The 21895-nt window shown below is 63.5% G+C and carries 18 protein-coding genes; 8 read left to right on the top strand and 10 right to left on the bottom strand.

Going from position 1 to position 21895, the window contains the following annotated elements; genetic code table 11:
- Positions 1–158 precede the first annotated feature (158 nt).
- Both QMZ05_RS16870 and QMZ05_RS16865 read right to left on the bottom strand, forming a co-directional pair.
- On the bottom strand, positions 159–599 hold the full coding sequence (locus QMZ05_RS16870; RefSeq protein WP_050425197.1) for a cyclic nucleotide-binding domain-containing protein: 441 nt from the start codon (positions 597–599) through the stop codon (positions 159–161).
- 57 nt (positions 600–656) lie between these two features.
- Entirely contained in the window at positions 657–1343 is a 687-nt protein-coding gene (locus QMZ05_RS16865; RefSeq protein ID WP_016841446.1) for a response regulator transcription factor, read from the bottom strand.
- 243 nt (positions 1344–1586) lie between these two features.
- Between QMZ05_RS16865 and QMZ05_RS16860 the strand changes: the two genes are divergently transcribed.
- Together QMZ05_RS16860 and QMZ05_RS16855 are read left to right on the top strand one after the other, a co-directional pair.
- Positions 1587–2126, top strand: coding sequence for a L,D-transpeptidase family protein (locus QMZ05_RS16860; RefSeq protein WP_353701765.1), 540 nt, complete (start codon positions 1587–1589; stop codon positions 2124–2126).
- A gap of 176 nt (positions 2127–2302) precedes the next feature.
- On the top strand, positions 2303–3088 hold the full coding sequence (locus QMZ05_RS16855; protein WP_353701764.1) for a hydratase: 786 nt from the start codon (positions 2303–2305) through the stop codon (positions 3086–3088).
- Positions 3089–3142: 54 nt separating this feature from the next.
- Here QMZ05_RS16855 and QMZ05_RS16850 read toward each other — a convergent pair whose 3' ends face one another.
- Positions 3143–3847 (bottom strand): YggS family pyridoxal phosphate-dependent enzyme, encoded by a 705-nt coding sequence (locus QMZ05_RS16850; protein WP_353701763.1) that lies wholly within the window; start codon positions 3845–3847, stop codon positions 3143–3145.
- A gap of 109 nt (positions 3848–3956) precedes the next feature.
- Here QMZ05_RS16850 and QMZ05_RS16845 point away from each other — a divergent pair, with 109 nt between their 5' ends.
- From QMZ05_RS16845 to holA, 5 genes are all read left to right on the top strand, one after another.
- Positions 3957–5648, top strand: coding sequence for a diguanylate cyclase (locus QMZ05_RS16845; RefSeq protein ID WP_353701762.1), 1692 nt, complete (start codon positions 3957–3959; stop codon positions 5646–5648).
- Positions 5649–6027: 379 nt separating this feature from the next.
- Positions 6028–8622 (top strand): MASE1 domain-containing protein, encoded by a 2595-nt coding sequence (locus tag QMZ05_RS16840; protein WP_353701761.1) that lies wholly within the window; start codon positions 6028–6030, stop codon positions 8620–8622.
- 402 nt (positions 8623–9024) lie between these two features.
- The gene (gene leuS, locus QMZ05_RS16835; RefSeq protein ID WP_353701760.1) at positions 9025–11682 is read left to right on the top strand and encodes a leucine--tRNA ligase; all 2658 of its coding nucleotides are present in this window, start codon (positions 9025–9027) and stop codon (positions 11680–11682) included.
- A complete protein-coding gene (gene lptE, locus QMZ05_RS16830) occupies positions 11669–12223 on the top strand; it encodes an LPS assembly lipoprotein LptE (protein WP_353701759.1) in 555 nt (184 codons plus the stop codon). The genes leuS and lptE overlap by 14 nt, the downstream gene beginning before the upstream one ends.
- An 8-nt stretch (positions 12224–12231) precedes the next feature.
- A complete protein-coding gene (gene holA / locus QMZ05_RS16825) occupies positions 12232–13263 on the top strand; it encodes a DNA polymerase III subunit delta (protein ID WP_353701758.1) in 1032 nt (343 codons plus the stop codon).
- A gap of 125 nt (positions 13264–13388) precedes the next feature.
- Here the strand turns inward: holA and QMZ05_RS16820 are convergent, their stop codons facing one another.
- The 5 genes from QMZ05_RS16820 to mnmE form a co-directional block, all read right to left on the bottom strand.
- Positions 13389–14279 (bottom strand): ParB/RepB/Spo0J family partition protein, encoded by an 891-nt coding sequence (locus QMZ05_RS16820; RefSeq protein WP_353701757.1) that lies wholly within the window; start codon positions 14277–14279, stop codon positions 13389–13391.
- Positions 14280–14423: 144 nt separating this feature from the next.
- Positions 14424–15275 carry a ParA family protein gene (locus QMZ05_RS16815; RefSeq protein WP_050627992.1) on the bottom strand — a complete coding sequence of 284 codons (852 nt, stop codon included), beginning with the start codon at positions 15273–15275 and terminating at the stop codon, positions 14424–14426.
- Between the two features lie 31 nt (positions 15276–15306).
- The gene (gene rsmG / locus QMZ05_RS16810) at positions 15307–15972 is read right to left on the bottom strand and encodes a 16S rRNA (guanine(527)-N(7))-methyltransferase RsmG (RefSeq protein ID WP_353701756.1); all 666 of its coding nucleotides are present in this window, start codon (positions 15970–15972) and stop codon (positions 15307–15309) included.
- Between the two features lie 134 nt (positions 15973–16106).
- Positions 16107–17990, bottom strand: coding sequence for a tRNA uridine-5-carboxymethylaminomethyl(34) synthesis enzyme MnmG (gene mnmG, locus QMZ05_RS16805; protein ID WP_353701755.1), 1884 nt, complete (start codon positions 17988–17990; stop codon positions 16107–16109).
- 236 nt (positions 17991–18226) lie between these two features.
- Positions 18227–19552: a tRNA uridine-5-carboxymethylaminomethyl(34) synthesis GTPase MnmE gene (gene mnmE / locus QMZ05_RS16800; RefSeq protein ID WP_353701754.1), complete on the bottom strand. Its 1326-nt coding sequence runs from the start codon at positions 19550–19552 to the stop codon at positions 18227–18229.
- Between mnmE and QMZ05_RS16795 the strand changes: the two genes are divergently transcribed.
- Positions 19488–19742: a hypothetical protein gene (locus QMZ05_RS16795; protein ID WP_353701753.1), complete on the top strand. Its 255-nt coding sequence runs from the start codon at positions 19488–19490 to the stop codon at positions 19740–19742. The two genes, mnmE and QMZ05_RS16795, sit on opposite strands and share 65 nt — an antisense overlap.
- 114 nt (positions 19743–19856) lie before the next feature.
- Here the strand turns inward: QMZ05_RS16795 and rho are convergent, their stop codons facing one another.
- Positions 19857–21122, bottom strand: a complete 1266-nt coding sequence (gene rho, locus QMZ05_RS16790) for a transcription termination factor Rho (RefSeq protein WP_021078151.1) — start codon at positions 21120–21122, stop codon at positions 19857–19859.
- Positions 21123–21373: 251 nt separating this feature from the next.
- The gene (hemJ, locus tag QMZ05_RS16785) at positions 21374–21796 is read right to left on the bottom strand and encodes a protoporphyrinogen oxidase HemJ (protein WP_353701768.1); all 423 of its coding nucleotides are present in this window, start codon (positions 21794–21796) and stop codon (positions 21374–21376) included.
- Positions 21797–21895: the final 99 nt, after the last annotated feature.

Raw genomic sequence — 21895 nt, 5'->3', positions numbered from 1 at the left:
CTCAACGCAAAAGCACGCGATGCGCGTGCCGCATACGTCAATGCAACTTGACTATCCAGATAGTCGCTCACCCGGATTGCATCTCACGATGCAATCCGACCTCTCCCACAAGGGGAGAGGTGGAGTACGCGGCTCCGCTGTCGGCCAAATCTCGGCAGTTACGTACTCAACTTCCCGCCCGCCATCAGAATATCGCTGGCGAGCTGGCTGGTGCGCAGCGCGAGTTCGTCGCGCAGCCGGCGGGCGGCGGCGGGATCGCTTTCCAACACACGCTGGAACAGGCTGCGGGCGACACGGATCACCGAGCCGCGCTCCAATGCGGTCGCGGTCGACGGGCGTTTCATCGCGACGATCAATGCGAGCTCGCCGATCAGCGCGCCGGGGCCGGCGATGATCTCGGCGCCGCCTTCCTCGACCCGGAAGCTGCCGCGCTGCACGACATAGCCGGCGTCCGCGGCGTCGCCGACCTTGAACAGCACCTCGCCTGCGTTGAAGTCGCGTTGCTCGGAGCCGATCGCCAGCATGCGCAAGGAGCTCTCGCCCAACAGACGCATCGTCGGGACCCGCTCGAGCAGGGCTACGTCATCATCGATCGACATTCAGGTCCGGTAAACGCGGTGCGCCTCGATTTCACGAATCGTTGAGCGCGAAGCGTATCACGGCACCAGCTTGTAGCCACCGGCTTCCGTCACCAGGATTTCCGGGTTGGCGGCGTCCTTCTCGATCTTCTGGCGGAGGCGGTAGATGTGGGTTTCCAGCGTGTGGGTGGTGACACCGGAATTGTAGCCCCAGACTTCCTGGAGCAGGGTCTCGCGCGACACCGGCATCTGGCCGGCGCGGTAGAGGAAGCGCAGGATCGCGGTTTCCTTCTCGGTCAGCCGCACCTTCCTGGCATTGGCGCCGGTGAGCATCTTCGAGCCGGGACGGAACGAGTAGGGGCCGACCGAGAACACCGCGTCCTCGCTTGCCTCGTGCTGGCGCAGTTGCGCCCGGATCCGGGCCAGCAGCACCGCGAAGCGGAACGGCTTGGCCACATAGTCGTTGGCGCCGCTCTCCAGGCCGAGGATCGTGTCGGAATCGGTGTCGTGGCCGGTCAGCATGATGATCGGGGCCTTGAAGCCACCCTTGCGCAAGCTGCGGACCACTTCACGGCCGTCGGTGTCGGGCAGGCCAACGTCCATCAGGACCAGATCGGGAGAATTGGCTTTGGCGGCAGTGGCGCCCTTGGCGCCGGTGTCGACTGCGGAGGCTTCGAATTCCTCGTGCAGGGACAGCTGCTCGACCAGCGTATCGCGCAGATCGGTATCGTCATCCACGATCAAGATCTTGCGGGCATTGGCCATAGGTACAATCCTTCGGGGGCGGGGCGGTCAGAGGCGGAGGGCGCTTAAGACCGTAACATCGGCTAGATATGTGCTCAGGTAGGCGATTGTTACCGATTCACAAGGCAACGGCAGTCTACCTCAAATCCGGCGGGGCAGGACGTGAATGTCCTGTAATGCCGGGTGATAGAATGATCCGAACATCCTAGGCAAGTTCAGTTTGGAACGATTCTTGAGGGAAGATCAGCTATTTCAATCACTTATATGACAGCCAAACGTGATCGCCCGCTCTCCGCCATCGAGGTCCGCGCCGCCGCCGGCAATCCGCGCCGGGGCTGGCTGACGGCCGATGGCTGGACCGTTCCGGTGGCGCTCGGACGCGGCGGAATCCTCGCCAACAAGCGCGAGGGCGACGGCGGCACCCCGCGCGGCGTCTTCCATCCGCGGCAGCTGTGGTGGCGCGCCGACCGGCACCGGCGCCCGGTGACCTTGCTGCCGACCCGGCCGATCCGCGGCGAGGACGCCTGGTGCGAGGATCCCGCCGACCGCCATTACAACCAGCCGATCCGGCTCGACCGCGAGCAGGCCGGCGACCGCCTGACCCGCGAGGATCATCTCTACGACTTCATTGTCGAGATCGACCACAACGCCGCGCCGCGGATCGCCGGCCGCGGCAGCGCCGTGTTCCTGCATCTGGCGCGGCCGAATTTCGGACCGACCGCGGGCTGCGTCTCGATGACCAAGGCGTCGATGCTGCGGCTGTTGCGGCGGATGTCTCCGCAGACCCGGATCATCATCGGCTGAGGCCCTTTTGTTTGACGCGTTTTCTTTACGCGAACCGGTATCCACTTCGCTCGAAAGCGCTACGTTGGAATAGCTGAGCATCGGTTTTCCCACACGACAGACGCGACGCGTTTGTGCTGAGATTGCGCACAAGACAAAATAATTCCCCAAAATAAATCTCGCGGGAGCGAAGAAGCATGCTCGACAACAACCAGATCGCCGCCGCCGCAAAAGTTCTGAGCGAGCACTGGCACGCGGGCACCAAACTCGGTGCACTCGACAGCTCAATGCGGCCGCGCGATCGCGCCGAGGGTTACGCGGTGCAGGCCGAGCTGGAGAAGACGTCGCGCGAAAAACTGTTCGGCTGGAAGATCGCGGCGACCAGCGCGGCCGGCCAGAGGCACATCAACGTCGCCGGGCCGCTGGCGGGGCGCATCCTCGCCGAGACAGTGATCGCAGATGGCGGCACCGCGTCGATGAAGGGCATCGAGATGCGGGTCGGCGAACCGGAATTCGCCTTCCGCATGGCGCGTGATCTCGTGCCGCGCGCATCGCCCTACAGCGTCACGGAAGTGCTGGAGGCGGCCGGCACGCTGCATCCCGCGATCGAGATTCCGGATTCGCGCTTCGCCGATTTCGTCTCCGCCGGCGAGGCGCAGCTGATCGCCGACAATGCCTGCGCGCATCTGTTCGTGCTCGGAGCTGCAACATCAGCCGACTGGCGCGCGATCGATCTGGTCGAGGAACGCCCGACCATCACGCTGCGCGGCGAGCGCTACATTGGCCACGGCAAGAACGTGCTCGGCGATCCCCGCGTGGCGCTCGCCTGGTGCGCCAACGAATTGCGCGCGCTCGGCATCACATTGCGCGCAGGGGAGGTCGTCACCACAGGCACCTGCCATCCCCCGCTGCCGATCGCGGCGGGCGATGCGTTCGCAGCCGATTTCGGCGCAATCGGGAAAGTGTCGGTGCGGTTTGCGTAAACGCAGCTCTTGCCGCACACACCAATGTCGTCCCGGCCTTCGCCGGGACGACAATTAATTATGCGGCACGGTCCGCGTCCCGAAGATCGCTGAGCCCACCCGCACATGCGTCGCGCCCATCGCGATCGCCGCGGCGAAATCCGCGCTCATGCCCATCGAGAGGTTTGTCAGCCCGTTGCGCGCGGCGATCTTGGCGCACAGCGCGAAATGCGGCGCCGGGGCCTGGTCGACCGGCGGGATGCACATCAGTCCTGAAATCTGCAGGCCGTATCTGTCGCGGCACGCCGCGATGAAGGTATCGGCGTCCTGCGGCGCGACGCCGGCCTTCTGCGGCTCCTCGCCGGTATTGATCTGGACGAACAGTTCCGGGTGCTTCCCCTGATTTTTGATTTCCTTGGCTAACGCTTCGCAAATGCTGGCGCGATCGACCGAATGGATCGCATCGAACAGCGCGACCGCCTCCTTGGCCTTGTTCGACTGCAACGGCCCGATCAGGTGCAGCTTCACGTCCGGATGAGCCTGGATCAGCTCCGGCCACTTGCCCTTGGCCTCCTGCACCCGATTTTCGCCAAATACGCGCTGTCCGGCGCCGATAATCGGCAAAATTGCGTCGGCCGCGAATGTCTTCGACACCGCGATCAGCGTCACCGACGCGCGGTCGCGTCGCGCCTCCTTGCAGGCACGCGCGATCTCCTGCTCCACGGCGGCCAGGCCATGTGGTGAATCAGCCGATAACGGCGTGGTCGGGCTTTGCGTCATGCTTGTGCCGTTCTCTGACAGGTGCGGGGGGTTGGCTCGAATTTTACCAAATTCGGGAAAGGCTTTTTGAAGCCCTGCATTCTACCTTGCGCGCGGGCAAGGGAATAGAATGTCGGGCGTCACTTTCAACCGCAACCGGATCAGGCTCAAGAAGGTTCTGGGTATCCGTGCCCGGCTCGCCTTGCTTGCGGTGATGCTGGTCGCGCCGCTGATGCTCGATCGCGTCCGCACGCTGGAAGATTCCCGCAGCAAGCAGATCGCGCAGGCCGCGGCCGGCTATGCCAACCTCACCGCACACGCCGCCGAGACCCAGCGCGAAGTGGTGTCCTCGGTCGAGACCATGCTGAAATCGGCCGCCTATATCCGCGCCTCCGGCGGCGTTGGGCAGAGCTGCGAGGTGCTCCGCGCCAGCCTGCCGACGGTGCTGCCCTGGATCCGCAGCATCATGTTCGTGTCCAGGGACGGGCTGGTGCAATGCTCGACGCTGAACAGCCAGGTCGGACTCCGCATCGGCGATCGTGAATATTTCAAGAAGGCGCAGGACAACCGCGGCTTCGTGTTCAGCGACTATCTGCGCGGCAGGACCAATGGCCGCGCGATGATGATGGCGGCCTATCCGGTGGCCGCGATCAATCCGGAACAGGACGCCATCGTGGTCGCCGGCATCAACATCGACTGGCTGTCGCAGATCATGGCCAATCTCGGCGGCCAGCCCGGCATGTCGGCCGCTCTGGTCGATAGCACCGGCGTCGTGATCGCGGCTCCATCGGATCATGCAAGCTTGATCGGCCACTCGCTCGACACCATCCCCTTGATGTCGGCGATTGCCGAGAAGGCGCTGAGCTACGACGAGCCGTCGGGCTCGGTGTCGTTCACGGCTTCCGACGGCGCACAGCGTACGCTGAGCTTTGCCCGCATCGCCGGAACGCAGTCCCGGCTGATCGTCAGCATGGACGAGGCCAAGGTGACGGCGGCGATCAACCGCGAGATCCGCACCGCCTATCTGCAGCTCGGCTTCGTCTGCTTGTTCGTGCTGCTCGGCGCCCTCGTCGGCGCCGAACGGCTCGTCATCCATCCGATCGAGCTGATGACCGGCATGGCAAGGCGGTTCGGCGAAGGCGACTGGTCGGCGCGCGTCGCCAAGCACAAGCTGCCGTCGGAATTCGTGCCCTTGGCGCGCGCCTTCAACGCGATGGCGGCGCAGCTCAGCCAGCGCGAGCGCGAGCTCGTCGAGTCCAACGACCGTCTCACCGTGATGGCCTCGATCGACGCGCTGTCGGGCCTTGCCAACCGCCGCGGCTTCCAGAGCCGGCTCGACTTCGAGTGGATGCGGGCGCAGCAGTATGAATGCGAGCTGTCGCTGATGATGATCGATGTCGATCACTTCAAGCTCTACAACGACACCTACGGCCATCCCGAAGGCGATGCCTGCCTGACGCGGATCGGCGAGGTGCTGTCCGGCATCGCCGCCGACACGATGGGCTTTGCCGGCCGTTATGGCGGCGAGGAATTCTGCCTGCTGCTGCCGAACACCGACGCCGCGCATGCGCTGGCGATCGGCGAGACCGTGCGCACCGCGGTGCTCGGCCTCGCCGTACCGCACGCGCCCTCGAGCCATTGCGTCGTCACCGTCAGTGTCGGCGTCGCAACGACCAAGCCGAACGAGACCCAGCGCCCCGGCGATCTGATCGAAGCCGCCGACGCCGCCCTCTACGCCGCCAAGCGCCGCGGCAGGAATGCCGTGATCGAGCACGGATTCCTGCAGACGCTGGATGAAGCCGGGATGGCGCTGGCGAGCTAGCTGCATCGCCTCGTGCAGGTGGAGCAGGATCGAGAGCTCATCCCTCGCGCCAACAGAGAAAATGATTGCTGGCGCTCTCATCGACACGCCGCGGGATCGTACCCAATTTGTAGTCCGGATGCCGCCGTGACCCGTCTCGGAGCCCGGTGCGCCACTGCTATTAGGTCAATGGTGCTGCCCGATAGCCCCCTCGTTCCGAAGTTGCCGGGCATCCCTCTACTCACCATCGTGCGGCCATGCTTTGGTCAAAACTGCGTTGAGTGTTTGGCGGGAACATCGACGTCATGACAATGCGATTCGCCGCTTTTGGTGACACTGGATCAGGGGACAGGTCGCCACCGCATTCCTGAGATGCCCACTGCAAAGGCTTGCGATGGAAATGGCAAGGTTCGACAAAGCCAGGATGCTCGCTTTTGGCGACGCTCGGGCCATTGCGACCTACGCGGTCGAAATCCTGATAGTCGCCGCGATTTATGGCGGCCTTGCCGAAGCCGCGCGGCTGCTTCCGGCGATCAATCCAACCGCGACACTGCTATGGCCACCGACCGGGCTTGCGCTCGCGCTGGTCCTGCTGCGCGGCTACCGGATCTGGCCGGCGATCCTGGTGGGGGCCATCTCTCCCTATTTTATGGCCGACCGATCGCTCCTGGAATTCGGCACCGCCGGGATCGGCAGCCTGCTTGCTGCATGTGCCGGGACATGGCTGATCGACCGTTGGTCGAGCGGTCGCCAGACGTTTGCCACGCCTGTCGGTGTCGCGAAGTTTGCAATCATTTCCTGTGCGCCGACCACGATCATTAGTTCAACCATCGCCTCGGCCGGCTTCGCGCTCGCCAATGAATTGAGCCTTTCCGATTCCGTCGTCACCGGGGTGACCTGGTGGCTTGCAGACACTGCCGGGACCCTGGTGGTTGCTCCGCTCATCGTGCTCTGGGCGACGATGCCCTTACGCATTCCTTCCAAATGGAAGCTGTTGGAATCGATCACTGTCCCAGCTCTCGCCGGCATCGTCGGGATCGTTGCTTATAGCCCGCTCATCGGTAGCGACCTCATCAGCACTGACCTCGACGTGTTGCTGCCGCATCGGAGCCTGCTGGGCTTTCTGGTTCTACTGCCCTTGATCTGGGCCGGCCTGCGCGGCGATCGATGCACCGTGTCGACGGCTGCGTTCGTTTTTGTCGGAACGGCCGTGTGGGGGTTTTCGGTAGGGAATGATCCATTTCCGAAAATGGATCCGAATGGCGCATTGTTATCCTTGCTCGTGCTCTCGATCAGCGTATCAGCACCTCCTCTTGCGCTGGCAGCGGCCATTGCGACGCACCAGACCGCGGAAGCCGATCTACGTTCTGTGCAGGACCAACTGAACGGTCAACTTGAACGGAAAGCCCTGGCGCTCGACAACATCAGGCGGCATTTCCAAACCCTTATCGAAGGCGTCGTCGATTATGCGATCTTTGCGCTCGATCGAGAGGGACACGTTACGAGTTGGAATAGCACCGCTCAAAAGATCATCGGCTACAGCTCGGAAGAAATCATCGGCAAGCATTTTGGAATTTTCTATCGGCCGGATGAACGCCGCGCGGGTTCGCCGGCACACGCGCTGGAGACGGCAATCGAAAGAGGCAAGTACGACGTGGAGGGTTGGCGCATCAGAAAGAATGGTACGCCGTTCTTCATCACCGGCTCAGTCTCGTCGAGCCATGACGACGCAGGAAACCTGATCGGCTTCATCAGTATTCTGCGCGACGCAACCGAACGGCGCGACGCGGAGGAGAAGCTGGTCCAGGCCCGCGAACAGCTCGCGATGTCTCAGAAAATGGAGGCGATCGGCAAACTGACCGGCGGGATTGCGCACGACTTCAACAATCTATTGATGATCATCGGAGGCAGCGCCCAGATCTTCACGCGCCTGCTTGATCCAAAACTGCCCAAAGCAATCGAAGCCATCCAGACCGCGGCCAAACGCGGCGAGAGCCTCACGCGCCAATTGTTGACCTTCTCTCGTCATCAGCATCTCAGCCCGACGGTCGTTGATCTGAATGCGTCGATCAAGAACATGCGGACCATGATCGAAAGCTCGCTGCGCGGGAACATCGTGTACAACGAGAACGTCGGTGAGGGCGTCGCGTCGGTCAAGGTGGACCTCGCCGAGCTGGAGCTTGCGATCGTCAACATCGCCGTCAATGCGCGCGATGCAATGCCAAGCGGCGGCACGTTCACCCTGTCCGTTCATGCGGTGACCGCGAACCAGGAGACCGGCGGGGATCGCCGCGCAAAGGCTTTCTTTGCGATAGCGCTTGGCGATACCGGCACCGGTATTCCGCCAAATCTTCTGTCCAAGATGTTCGATCCGTTCTTCACGACCAAGGAGGTCGGCAAGGGCACCGGGCTCGGTCTGTCCCAGGTCTATGGTTTCGCCCACCAGGCGGGTGGAACGGTGACGGCAGACAGCAAGGTTGGTCAGGGAACAACAATTACAATCTATTTGCCGTCCTGTGCAGACGAGCAAACCGCCAGCAAGGACCTCGCCGCCGCCAGAGCAAGACCGAGGCAGCCGCAGCGGCAGACGGTTCTCGTTGTCGACGACAGCCCCGAAGTAGCGGATGTGACATCCTCGCTGTTCGAGCATCTGGGCTATGAAACGATCTATCGAGATTCGGCCGAAGCGGCGTTGAAACTGCTCGATGCCGGCACCAGGATCGATCTCGTCTTCAGCGATATCGTCATGCCGGGAACCATCGATGGCGTCGGGCTCGCGAGAGAAGTGCGGTCGCGCTACCCGGGTTTGCCGATCGCCCTTACAACCGGTTACAGCGACGCTGCAAATGCGGCACCGCCAAGTCTGAAGATACTCCGCAAGCCGTTCGACACCGAGGCACTCAGAGATTTCATCCAGGATCTTGCGCCCCCGAGATCAACGCGAGCGTCCGTCGTGCCTTTGGCATCAAACACGACCGACGCGCGCAGACATTGACCGGTCGCGCCGTCGCGGGCGAGAGGCAAAACTCGGGCAAATCATGTCGCGGGAATGCGGAATTGCGCCTCCTATGACGCTGTCATCGCCCGGCTCGACCGGGCGATCCAGTACGCCGCGGCCCCTCGGTTCAAGCATGGACGTCTCTGGAATACTGGGTCACCCGGTCCCGTCTGCGCCAAGGCTTCGACGCGGCTTGCGGTCTTGGGCACGCCGGAGCTTTAGCGGGGGCGGCAAGCCGGGTGACGACACCAAACGGGTTCCTGACGGGGTGCCACCTCGCGGCGGCGCCCCGGCATGACCATTTGGCAGGCCCCAAGCCGTTGACCGAACAGGCGCTTTTGTGGCCTAGTCCGCCGTCCCCGGATGGGACCCGAAAATCACCGAAAACCCTGCGATTTCATGACCGCCGAACGCTACAACGCCCGTGAATCCGAGCCCCGCTGGCAAGCCACCTGGGACCAAAAGGCGATCTTCGCCTCCAAGAACGATGATCCGCGGCCGAAATACTACGTGCTCGAGATGTTCCCCTATCCGTCGGGGCGCATCCATATCGGCCATGTCCGCAACTACACGCTCGGCGACGTGCTGGCCCGCTTCATGCGCGCCCGCGGCTACAACGTGCTGCATCCGATGGGCTGGGACGCGTTCGGCCTGCCGGCGGAGAACGCCGCGATCGAGCGCAAGGTGGCGCCCAAGGCCTGGACCTACGACAACATCGCCGCGATGAAGAAGCAGCTGCGGTCGATCGGGCTGTCGCTCGACTGGAGCCGGGAGTTCGCGACCTGCGACCCCAACTACTACAAGCATCAGCAGAAGATGTTCCTGGACATGCTGGGCGCCGGCCTCGCCGAGCGCGAGAAGCGCAAGCTGAACTGGGACCCGGTCGACATGACCGTGCTCGCCAACGAGCAGGTGATCGACGGCCGCGGCTGGCGTTCGGGCGCTGTCGTCGAACAGCGCGAGATGAGCCAGTGGGTCTTCAAGATCACGAAGTACGCGCAGGAACTCTTGGAGGCGCTGGACGGTCTGGACCGCTGGCCCGACAAGGTGCGGCTGATGCAGCGCAACTGGATCGGCCGCTCCGAGGGCCTGTTGGTCCGCTTCGCGCTTGACGCGGCGACCACGCCGGCCGGCGAGAGCGAGCTGAAGATCTTCACCACCCGGCCGGACACGCTGTTCGGCGCCAAGTTCATGGCGATCTCGGCGGATCATCCGCTGGCGCAGGCGGCTGCTGCGAAGAATCCGAAGCTTGCGGAGTTCATTGCCGACATCAAGAAGATCGGCACCGCGCAGTCGATCATCGACACCGCCGAGAAGCAGGGTTTCGACACCGGCATCAAGGCGGTGCATCCGTTCGATCCGAATTGGAAGCTGCCGGTCTATGTCGCGAACTTCGTGCTGATGGAATACGGCACCGGCGCGATCTTCGGCTGCCCGGCGCACGACCAGCGCGACCTCGACTTCGTCAACAAATACAATCTCGGCAACACGCCGGTGGTCTGCCCCGAGGGCCAGGACCCGAAGACCTTTGTCATCACCGACACCGCCTATGACGGCGACGGCCGCATGATCAATTCGCGCTTCCTCGACGGCATGACCATCGAAGCGGCGAAGGAAGAGGTCGCCAAGCGGCTGGAAAGCGAGCTGCGCGACTTGCCAGGTGAAGGAAGGTTGGCGCCGGTCGGCGAGCGCCAGGTGAATTTCCGGCTGCGCGACTGGGGCATTTCACGCCAGCGCTATTGGGGCTGCCCGATCCCGGTGATCCATTGCCCGAAGTGCGACGTGGTGCCGGTGCCCGACGACCAGCTGCCGGTGACGCTGCCGGAGGATGTCTCCTTCGACAAGCCGGGCAACGCGCTCGACCATCATCCGACCTGGAAGCACGTCAACTGTCCGAGGTGCGGCGGCAAAGCCGTGCGCGAGACCGACACGATGGACACCTTCGTGGACTCGTCCTGGTATTTCGCGCGCTTCACCGATCCGTGGAACAAGGACGCGCCGACCACCCTAGAAGTGGTCGATCGCTTGATGCCGGTCGACTGGTATATCGGCGGTGTCGAGCATGCCATCCTGCATCTGCTCTATGCGCGCTTCTTCACGCGCGCCATGAAGGCGACCGGTCACATCAAGTTCGATGAGCCGTTCAAGGGGCAGTACACCCAGGGCATGGTGGTGCACGAGACATACAGGAAGGCCGACGGCACCTGGGTCACGCCGGCCGAGGTGAAGATCGAGGTTGATGGCAACGCTCGCCGCGCGGTGCTGCTTGAGACCGGCGAGGACGTCGCGATCGGCCCGATCGAGAAGATGTCAAAGTCGAAGAAGAACACCGTCGACCCCGACGACATCATCGCGAGCTACGGCGCCGACGTCGCGCGCTGGTTCATGCTGTCGGACTCCCCGCCCGACCGCGACGTGATCTGGAGCGACGAACGCGTGCAGGGCGCCGCCCGTTTCGTGCAGCGGCTGTGGCGGCTGGTGAACGAATCGGCCGAGATCGCCAAGACCGCTGATAACAAGATCGCGCCGGCGGCCCGGCCGGGCACGTTCGGACCCGAGGCGCAGGCGCTGCGCAAGGCGGCCCATGGCGCGCTCGACAAGGTGTCGTCCGGGATCGAGCGGCTGCATTTCAACGTCTGCCTCGCCCATATCCGCGAGTTCGCCAACGCGCTGGCCGAGGTGCTCGCCAAGGGTGACAAGCCGGCGCCCGATGTGGCCTGGGCCGTCAAGGAAGCCGCGACCATCCTGGTCCAGCTGGTCTCGCCGATGATGCCGCATCTGGCCGAAGAGTGCTGGGTGGTCCTGGGTCAGAGCGGGCTGGTTTCCGAGGCCGATTGGCCGCAAATCGAGCGCGATTTGCTGGTTGAAGACAGCGTGACCCTGGTCGTCCAGGTCAACGGTAAAAAACGAGGTGATGTTACCGTGCCACGCACCGCCCAAAATGCGGAGATAGAGGCTGCCGTTTTGGCGCTCGATGCGGTAAAAGCCGCCTTGGACGGCAAACCCGTCCGCAAGGTGATCGTGGTGCCCATGAGGATCGTCAATGTTGTCGGCTAGGATCAGGATCGCCGCCCGGTTTGTAGCCGTGGCCGCCTTGGCCGCGCTGACGGCCGGATGCTTCCAGCCGATGTATGCCGAGCGTACCCTCGACGGTTCGCCCGGCCTGCGCGAAAAGCTGTTGGGCGTCGAGGTTCCGCCGGTCGACAAGCCGAACGCCTCCCGCGAGGCCCGGGTCGGCGTCGAGGTCCGCAACGCCCTCGCCTTCAAGCTCTACGGCACCGCCACCGGCATGCCGCCGACGCACCGCCTGGTGCTGCGCTTCTTTACAAGCCGCTCCTCGCTGATGATCGACCCGACCACCGCGCTGCCGACCAGCGAGAACTACGGTATCGACGCCCAGTTCAACCTGGTCGAGATCGCCTCGAACAAGTCTGTGATGACCGGCACCACGTTCTCGCGCGTGTCCTATGACATGCCGGGCTCCTACCAGCGCTTCGCACGCCAGCGCGCCCTCCGCGATGCCGAGGACCGCGCCGCGCAGGAGATCGCCGACAATATCCAGACCCGGCTCGCCTCGTTCTTCTCCAGCGGGACCTGATCGCCGCATTGGTCGCACTTCGCGGAAAAGAGATCGAAAGCTTCCTCGCCCGGCCCGACGCCGGCCGCCCGATCATCCTGCTTTACGGCCCGGACCTTGGCCTGGTGCGCGAGCGCGCCGACGCGCTGATGGCCTCCGCGGTCGACGATCCCAACGATCCGTTCTCGCTGGTGCGGCTCGACGGCGACGAGCTCGCCGCCGAGCCATCGCGGCTGGTCGATGAAGCGATGACGGTGCCGCTGTTCGGCGGTCGCCGCGCCATCCGCGTCCGCGCCGGCTCGCGCAATTTTTCGAGCGGCGTCGAGACGCTGACCGAAACGCCGGCGCTCAGGGATTGCCGCATCGTGATCGAGGCCGGCGAGCTCAGGCCGGAATCGCCGCTGCGCAAGATCTGCGAGCGCGCCAAGAATGCGGTCGCGATCGGCTGCTATCCGGACACCGAGCGCGACCTGACCAAGCTGATCGAGGACGAGCTGCGCGTCTCCAATCTGCGGCTCGCGCAAGATGCGCGCGCGGTGCTGATGTCGCTGCTCGGCGGCGACCGCATGGCCTCGCGCAACGAGCTGCGCAAGCTTGCGCTGTTCGCGCACGGCAAGGGCGAGATCACGCTCGATGACGTGATGACCGTGGTCTCCGACGCCTCCGAGCTGAAGCTCGATCCGATCGTCGACGGCGCGTTCGCCGGCAACGCCGCGCTGGTCGAAACCGAGTTCACCAAGGCGATGGTCGCCGGCACCTATCCCGGCGTGATCATCTCGGCCGCGCAGCGCCAGGCGGCGTGGCTGCACAAATCGGCGCTGGCGATCGCGGACGGCACCCCGGCGTCAGCCGTGCTCGAAGGCGGATTTCCGCGGCTGCACTTCTCGCGCAAACCCGCGGTCGAGATCGCGCTGCGCAACTTCACGCCGCAGCGGCTGGTGAACATCATTGATCAGCTTGCGACCGCGGCGCTCGACATGCGCAAGCAGGCCGCGCTCGCCGCCGTGATCGCGCATCGCGCCCTGCTCTCGATCGCGGTGAATGCGAAGCGGCGGGGATGAGATCGTCATATCTTCGGGTCGTCATTGCGAGCGAAGCGAAGCAATCCATGGAGCCGCATATGCGGAGCGATGGATTGCTTCGTCGCTGACGCTCCTCGCAATGACGAGCTGAGATGTCGGAAAAACTAGCCGCCTTCCAGCCGCCGCACCACTTCGTCGAGCTGTTCGAGATTGCGGTAGTTGATCTGGACGGTGCCGCCGGGATCGCGGTGGCTCACGGTGACGGTCAGGCCGAGCGCATCGCTGACCCGCTTCTCCAGCGCCAGCGTATCGGCATCCTTGTCGACCTTGGCCGTGCTGCCAGAGCGCGCCTTCTGCGGCTTGCGCTCCGGCACGCCCTCCTCATGCGCCAGCGCCTCGGCCTGGCGGACGTTGAGGCCCTCGGCGACGATGCGCTTCGCGGCCGCGAGCGGATCCGGCACGCCGATCAGCGCGCGGGCGTGGCCGGCGGAGAGATCGCCCTTCGAGATCAGCGCCTGCACTTCGGCCGGAAGCTTGGTCAGCCGCATCATGTTGGCGACATGGCTGCGGCTCTTGCCGACGATTTTGGCGATGTCTTCCTGGCTGCGTTTGAACTCGTCGGCGAGCGAATGATAACCCAGCGCCTCTTCCATCGCGTTGAGATCTTCGCGCTGCACGTTCTCGATGATCATGATCTCGAGCGCGTCGGAATCAGAGACCTCGACCGGCACGATCGGCACTTCGTGCAGGCCGGCGAGCTGCGAGGCGCGCCAGCGGCGTTCGCCGGCGATGATCTCGTAGCGGTCCTGCGCGCCCTTGATCGCGCGCACCACGATCGGCTGAATCACGCCGCGCGCCTTGATCGAATCGGCGAGCTCGCCGAGCTCGGCATCGGCGAAGCTGCGCCGCGGATTGCGCGGGTTGGCCTTGAGGAATTCGATCGGCACCTTGCGCTGGTTGCGCGGCCGCTCGGCATGTGCGGCCGCCTCGCCGCCGACATCTCCGATCAGGCTTGCCAGCCCGCGCCCCAGTCGCGAACGCGCTTCATCGGCCATTGTTGCGAGCTCCCTTGGATTCACACGCAGTACTCCAGACTTGAATTTCAGAATCGTAGGATGGGTAGAGCGCAGCGAAACCCATCGCTACATGCGATGAAGGTGATGGGTATCGCTTCGCTCCACCCATCCTACGCATTGCCATCAATGCGCGCGCAGCTCGCGCTCGCGCTGGATCACTTCGGTGGCGAGCTTGAGATACGCATCGCTGCCGGCGCATTTGAGATCGTAGACCAGCACCGGCTTGCCGTAGGACGGCGCTTCCGAGATGCGCACGTTGCGCGGGATCATGGTGTCGTACACCTTGTCGCCCATGAACTGGCGCACGTCGGCAACAACCTGGTTGGAGAGGTTGTTGCGCGAGTCGAACATGGTCAGCACGATGCCGTGGATCGACAGCGTCGGATTGAGCGTCGAGCGCACCTGCTCCACCGTCTGCAGCAATTGCGACAGACCTTCGAGCGCGAAGAACTCGCACTGCAGCGGCACCAGGATCGCGTCCGATGCGGCCATCGCATTGACCGTGAGCAAGTTGAGCGAGGGCGGGCAGTCGATCAGCACGTAGGTGTAATCGGAGTCCGGCGAGACGTTGTTGTTCAATCCGGCGATCGCGTCACGCAGCCGGAAGGCGCGGCCGGGCGTGGTGCCGAGCTCGAGCTCGAGGCCGGAGAGGTCCATGGTGGAGGCGGCGATATGCAGCCGCGGCACGGCGGTCGCGACCACGGCATCGCGCAGCGGCGCTTCGCCGATCAGGACGTCGTAGGTCGAGCAGCTGCGGTTGCGGCGATCGATGCCGAGACCGGTCGAGGCATTGCCCTGCGGGTCGAGATCGACGATCAAGACGCGCTCGCCAATTGCAGCGAGTGCGGTACCAAGATTGATCGCTGTGGTGGTCTTGCCGACGCCGCCCTTCTGGTTGGCGAGCGACAGGATGCGCGGATGGCCCGGCGCTTGGAGCGCCTTATCCCCTTGATAAACCTCGTCCATCACAGTCATACCAAAATACCATTTGCTTTTGCGGAGTCCCCTAACGCCGCTCGATTGACCCGAGTTCGACGATCCAGCCCTGTCCGCCGGTCCGGCTGGAGTGTAACTTTGGCTCAATATTCCAATATTTAGTGGCCTCGGTCAATTCGGCCTCTACATCTTGACCCTTCAAAAATAGCGCCTTGGCGCCCTTTTTGACCCACGGCTCCGCAAAGCCGATCAGTTGATGTAACGGAGCCAGCGCTCGCGCGGTGACGCAATCAATTGGGCCCGCGATTCTATCCACAGTATCCCCGATATCAGCCAGATGCACCGTCCCCGGCGACGCCGTGACCCGAATCGCCTCACGCAAGAATGCGGCCTTCTTGGCGATTCGCTCAACCAGATGGATCTGCGTGCCCGGCGTCTCGGCCAAAGCGCAGGCGAGCACCACGCCGGGGAAGCCCCCGCCGCTGCCGAGATCGACCCAGGATTTTGCCGTCGCCGCGAGGCTCAAGAGCTGCAGCGAATCGGAGATATGGCGGGTCCAGAGACTCGGCAGCGTGGACGGCGCGACGAGATTGGTCTTGGCCTGCCATTCCAGGAGGAGGGCGACGTAGCGATCGAGCCGCGCTTCTGTTTCACGTGAAACAGGGGTGAGGGCGAGCGCCGCGGCCTTGTCCTTGGCGGAGACGGTGAGTTCGGCGGATTGCGGGGCTGGAGCCATTCTCTGGAAAGCCGGTCGAGCTCGTCATTGCGAGCGGAGCGAAGCAATCCATTGTCCACCCGCGGAAGCGATGGATTGCTTCGTCGCTTCCGCTCCTCGCAATGACGAGGCGACCTCCCGTTTCACGTGAAACGTCAGGCCGTCGCCTTGGCCGATTTCCGCCGCGCCTCGCGCCGCAGATAGGCAGCTAAAATACCAAGCGCGGCTGGCGTCATCCCATCGATCCGGCCCGCCTGCCCGACCGTCCGCGGCTGCGCCTTCTGCAACTTGGCGCGCACCTCGTTGGAGAGACCGGGCACGTCGGCATAGTCGACATCGGTCAACACCAGGCCCTCGTCGCGCCGGAAGGCATCAACGTCGGCGGTCTGGCGCTTCAGATAGACATCGTATTTCGCATCGATCTCGAGATGGACCGCAATCGCCGGGTCAATGGCCGACAGCTCCGGCCAGATGGCCTGGACCGCAGGCCATTCGATCTCCGGATAGGCCAGCAGCGCAAAGGCGGAGCGCCGATTGCCGTCGCGATTGAGGGCCAGCCCGTGCCTGGCGGCCTCATTCGGTGTGATCGCAAGCGACTTCGCCAAGGTCTTGGCCGCGTCCAGCGCTGCCATCTTGGTCCTATGACGCTCTGCGCGCGCCGTCCCGACGCATCCGAGCGCGATGCCCTTGTCGGTCAGCCGCTGGTCGGCATTGTCAGCCCGCAGCGTCAGCCGATACTCGGCGCGCGAGGTGAACATCCGATAGGGTTCGGTGATCCCCCGGGTCACGAGGTCGTCGATCATCACCCCGAGATAGCCATCGGCGCGGTCGAACACGATCGGATCGGCCCCACTGGCGGCCAGTGCGGCGTTGAGGCCGGCAATGATGCCCTGCCCCGCCGCCTCTTCGTATCCCGTAGTACCATTGATCTGGCCGGCCAGGAAAAGCCCGCGCAAGCGCTTGGTCTGAAGGGTCGGATCGAGCTCGCGCGGATCGACATGGTCGTACTCGATCGCATAGCCCGGCCGGACCATCTTCACCCGCTCCAGACCAGGGATGCTGGCAAGGATCGCGAGCTGGACCTCCTCGGGCAGCGAGGTCGAGATCCCATTGGGATAGACCGTGCTGTCGTCGAGCCCTTCCGGCTCCAGGAAGATCTGATGGCCGTCGCGATCGCCAAAACGGACGATCTTGTCCTCGATCGAGGGACAATAGCGCGGTCCGGAGCTCTTGATCTGGCCGGAATACATCGGCGAGCGGTGCACATTGGCCCGGATCACCTCATGGGTGGCCGGCGTGGTCCGGGTGATGCCGCACTGGATCTGCGTTGTCGTGATCCGGTCCGTCATGACCGAAAACGGCTCCGGCGGATCGTCGCCGGGCTGCATTTCGACTGCGGACCAGTCGATCGTGGTGCCGTCGAGACGTGGCGGCGTCCCGGTCTTGAGCCGGCCGAGCACAAAACCGGCCCGCTCGAACGACGCAGACAGGCCCATGGCCGGCGCCTCGCCGACCCGGCCGGCCGGCCAGTTCTTCTCGCCGAGATGGATCAGACCACGCAGGAAGGTTCCGGTCGTGATGACGACCGCGCCCGCGGAAAGCTGGCGGCCGTCGCCCAGGCGAATGCCGGTCACGCGGCCCTCGACGACGATCAGTTCATCCGCCTCACCTTCGATGACGGAGAGGTTCGCGGTCTCGGTGATCGCCGCCTGCATCGCGGCCGCATAGAGCTTGCGGTCGGCCTGGGCCCGGGGACCACGAACCGCCGGACCCTTCCGGCGATTGAGCATGCGAAACTGGATGCCGCCGGCATCGGCGACCCGGCCCATCAGACCATCGAGAGCGTCGACTTCGCGGACCAGATGGCCCTTGCCGAGACCGCCGATGGCGGGATTGCAGGACATCGCGCCGATGGTTGCGAAACGATGAGTCACCAGGGCCGTCTTGGCGCCCATCCGGGCAGCCGCGCTCGCAGCCTCGCAGCCGGCATGGCCGCCGCCGATGACGATGACGTCGAATGAGTCTGCCCTGGAAGTCATGGCGGGACTTCTATCGTGGAGTGATGAAAGCCGGAAGAACGAAGTTGAGATCGCCGGTCTGAGACCCGGACCATCTGAGCGAAATATGGATCGGTCTGGATCACTCGCAATGACAGGTGGAGCTGTTTCACGTGAAACAAGCGCTGTTACGCGAAGCCAAATGTTTCACGTGAAACGCGTGATGCTCGTTAACCAATCCGAAACCATGTTTCACGTGAAACAGGTCCGGCTCCGAGCTACTTCCCGACACAGAACTCGCGGAAGATCACGTCCAGGATGTCCTCGACGTCGACCCGGCCGAGCAGACGGCCGAGTGAAGTGGCCGCCCTACGAAGTTCCTCCGCCGCGAGCTCCTCGCCCTGCCCGACGACATCGATGCTGCGCTGGAGCGAGTCGACGGCCTCCTCGAGCAACCCGCGCTGGCGGGTCCGGCTGATCAAACCGCCTTCGCTGGTTCCAAAATAGTCGTGAGCGAAACCGACCAGCGCGGTGATCAGCTCAGAGAGGCCGTCACCGCGGGCCGCCGAGATCCTGAATTCAGGGGCGCTACCGCCCTCGCCCGACTGAGCCCTGACCAGGTCGATCTTGTTCCGCACCAGCCAGGTCGGCGTCGTACCGCCATGCCCCGGCTTCGCGGCACCGCTGTCGGCCAGCCACAGCACGAGATCGGCTTCCGCGGCACGGGCTCGGGCGCGGCGAACACCCTCCTGCTCCACCGGGTCGTTGGTCTCGCGGATCCCGGCGGTGTCGATGACTGTGACCGGATAGCCATCGAGATCGAGCTGCACCTCGATCACGTCGCGGGTCGTGCCGGCATGCGGCGAGACAATCGCGACCTCGCGCTTGGCGAGCTGATTGATCAGGGTCGATTTACCGACATTCGGCGGACCCGCGATCGCAACCACCAGGCCGTCACGCAGCCGCTCACTTTGGCCCTGCCCCGCAAGCGCATTCTTGATCTCATCATGCAGCGCCCGGACCTTCTCGAGCGCCGGCGCGATCAGCTCCGCCGGGACATCGCCTTCGTCGGAGAAGTCAATGCCGGCCTCGATCAGCGCCGATGCCGCGATGATCCGCTCGCGCCAGTCGCGGGCGCGATCGCCAAGCAGCCCCTTCAACTGCCGCAGCGCCTGGCGCCGTTGGCGATCAGTGTCGGCGTGAATCAGGTCATCGAGACCTTCGGCCTCGGTCAGGTCGAGCTTGCCGTTCTCGAACGCCCGCCGGGTGAACTCGCCGGGCTCGGCCGGCCGGACGTTGTCGAATTCCGCGATGGCATCGAACAGCGCCGACAGCACCGCGCGTCCACCATGGACATGAAATTCGGCAACGTCCTCGCCGGTCGCGCTCGCCGGGCCTGGGAACCAGAGCACGACCGCGTCATCGATCGGTTGATGGTTTGAATTGTGGAGCAGCGCGCGGGTCGCCATTCGCGGAACCGGCACCTTGCCCGCCAGTCCTTCAATGACCGACGCGGCCATTGGGCCAGACAGCCTCACAATGGCGATCGCGCTCGGCGGCCGTCCGGAGGATAAAGCGAAGATGGTTTGGTCGCGCGGATGCATTGTCTATTTCTTCCCAAGCCAATCGGCAAAGGCAATGCCGCTTCCGTTTCGCACGCAATATCGTGGGTATGCTGCAGTGCAGCATGGTCGAGTTTCGTTGCAGCAGCCAAGCAGCAATTTTGCTGCGGTTCTGCCGGCTAGCGTCAGAAACATAAAGCATAAATATAAATTATATCAGTCAGTTACATGAATATTCGGCGCACTGGCCGAGCTCGATTCATGCTGCACTTTGCTGCAGCAAATCCGCAGCATGAAAAAAGGCGCCCCGCTTGTGCGGAGCGCCCTTTCCTTTTCGGCCGTATTCTCAGGTGTTCATGGAATCGAAGAATTCCGAATTGCTCTTCGTGTTCCGGAGCTTGTCGAGCAGGAAGTCGATCGCGTCCATGGTGCCCATCGGATTGAGGATCCGGCGCAGGACGTACATCTTCTTGAGCACCTGCGGATCGGTGATGAGCTCCTCCTTGCGGGTGCCGGAGCGCGCGATGTCGATCGCCGGGAAGGTCCGCTTGTCCGAAACCTTGCGGTCGAGGATCAGTTCGGAGTTACCGGTTCCCTTGAACTCTTCGAAAATGACTTCGTCCATGCGGCTGCCGGTATCGACCAGCGCGGTCGCGATGATGGTCAGCGAACCGCCCTCCTCGATGTTGCGCGCCGCACCGAAGAAGCGCTTCGGACGCTGCAACGCATTGGCGTCGACGCCGCCGGTCAGCACCTTGCCGGATGACGGCACGACGGTGTTGTAGGCGCGGCCGAGGCGGGTGATCGAGTCGAGCAGGATCACGACGTCGCGGCCGTGCTCGACCAGGCGCTTGGCCTTCTCGATCACCATCTCGGCGACCTGGACGTGGCGCACGGCCGGCTCGTCGAAGGTCGACGACACCACCTCGCCCTTCACCGAACGCTGCATGTCGGTGACTTCTTCCGGACGTTCGTCGATCAGAAGCACGATCAGATAGCAGTCGGGATGATTGGCGGTGATCGAGTGCGCGATGTTCTGCATCAGCACCGTCTTGCCGGTGCGCGGCGGCGCCACGATCAGCGCGCGCTGGCCCTTGCCGATCGGCGCGACGATGTCGATCACGCGGGCGGAAAGGTCCTTCTTGGTGGAATCCTCAAGCTCCATGCGGAAACGCTGATTGGGAAACAGCGGCGTGAGGTTGTCGAAATTGACCTTGTGCTTCGACTTTTCCGGGTCTTCGAAATTGAGCGTGTTGACCTTCAGCAGCGCGAAATAGCGTTCGCCTTCCTTCGGGCTGCGAATATGGCCTTCGATCGTGTCGCCGGTGCGCAGGCCGAAACGGCGGATCTGCGACGGCGAAACGTAGATGTCGTCGGGGCCGGGCAAATAGTTCGCGTCGGGCGAACGTAGGAAGCCGAAGCCGTCTGACAGCACCTCGACGACGCCTTCACCGATAATGTCGGTCTCGGCGATCGCGAGCTGCTTGAGAATTGCGAACATCAGCTCCTGCTTGCGCATGGTGCTGGCATTCTCGACCCCGTTCTCTTCCGCGAACGAGACGAGCTCGGCTGGCGTTTTAGATTTGAGGTCCTGGAGTTTGATTTCCCGCATTGGGGTAGTCCTGTGAGGAAGTAAGTAGGGAAGGGGTGCGAGGTGGCTTGGAAAAAGCGGACGCCAAAGGAAGGTCCGCAGGTCTCAGCCAGGAAAGTGCCGTTTGGGCTTTCAAACCTGATGCGGCGCCGGCCCGAAAAGAACCGAAACGCGACCACATCCGCCTGCGTGGGGTGGGATAAAACCTATATAGAAAATCGATCCGTCCTTCGCAAGAAGGACTGAAGCATGCGTCTTAGGCATCGCAATGTCTAGAACGGCTTCACCACCACCATGATCACGATCAGGATCATCAGGAGCGTCGGCACCTCATTGATAATGCGGTAGAATTTCTGGGTTCTCCGATTCCGGTCGGCGGCAAAATCTTTCACGCAACGGGACAAAAAGCCGTGGATACCCGACATGATGAGCACCAACGTAAATTTGACGTGAAACCAGCCCGATAGGTACCAGTGTCCGGCCCAGGCCAGATAAAGCCCGGCAAGCCAGGTCACGATCATCGCGGGATTGATGATCGCCTTCAAAAGCCGCCGTTCCATGACCTTGAAGGTCTCGGACTGCTTCGAGCCGGCCTCGGCCTCGCAATGATAGACGAACAGCCGCGGCAGATAGAGCATGCCCGCCATCCAGGAGATGACCGCAACGATGTGCAGGGCCTTGATCCAGTCATACAACATCGCGGCGATGCCTTTCAGGGAACAGCTCGGTGGGGAACAGCTCGGCAGAAACAACTCAGGTGGGCTCAGCCTTGCGTGCAAAGCTTCGCAAGCGAG

The organism is Bradyrhizobium sp. INPA03-11B, assembly GCF_040446015.1.
Classification (GTDB): domain Bacteria; phylum Pseudomonadota; class Alphaproteobacteria; order Rhizobiales; family Xanthobacteraceae; genus Bradyrhizobium; species Bradyrhizobium macuxiense_A.
The sequence above is the reverse complement of the archived record's forward strand: the minus strand, read 5'-3'. Positions and strand labels throughout refer to the sequence as shown.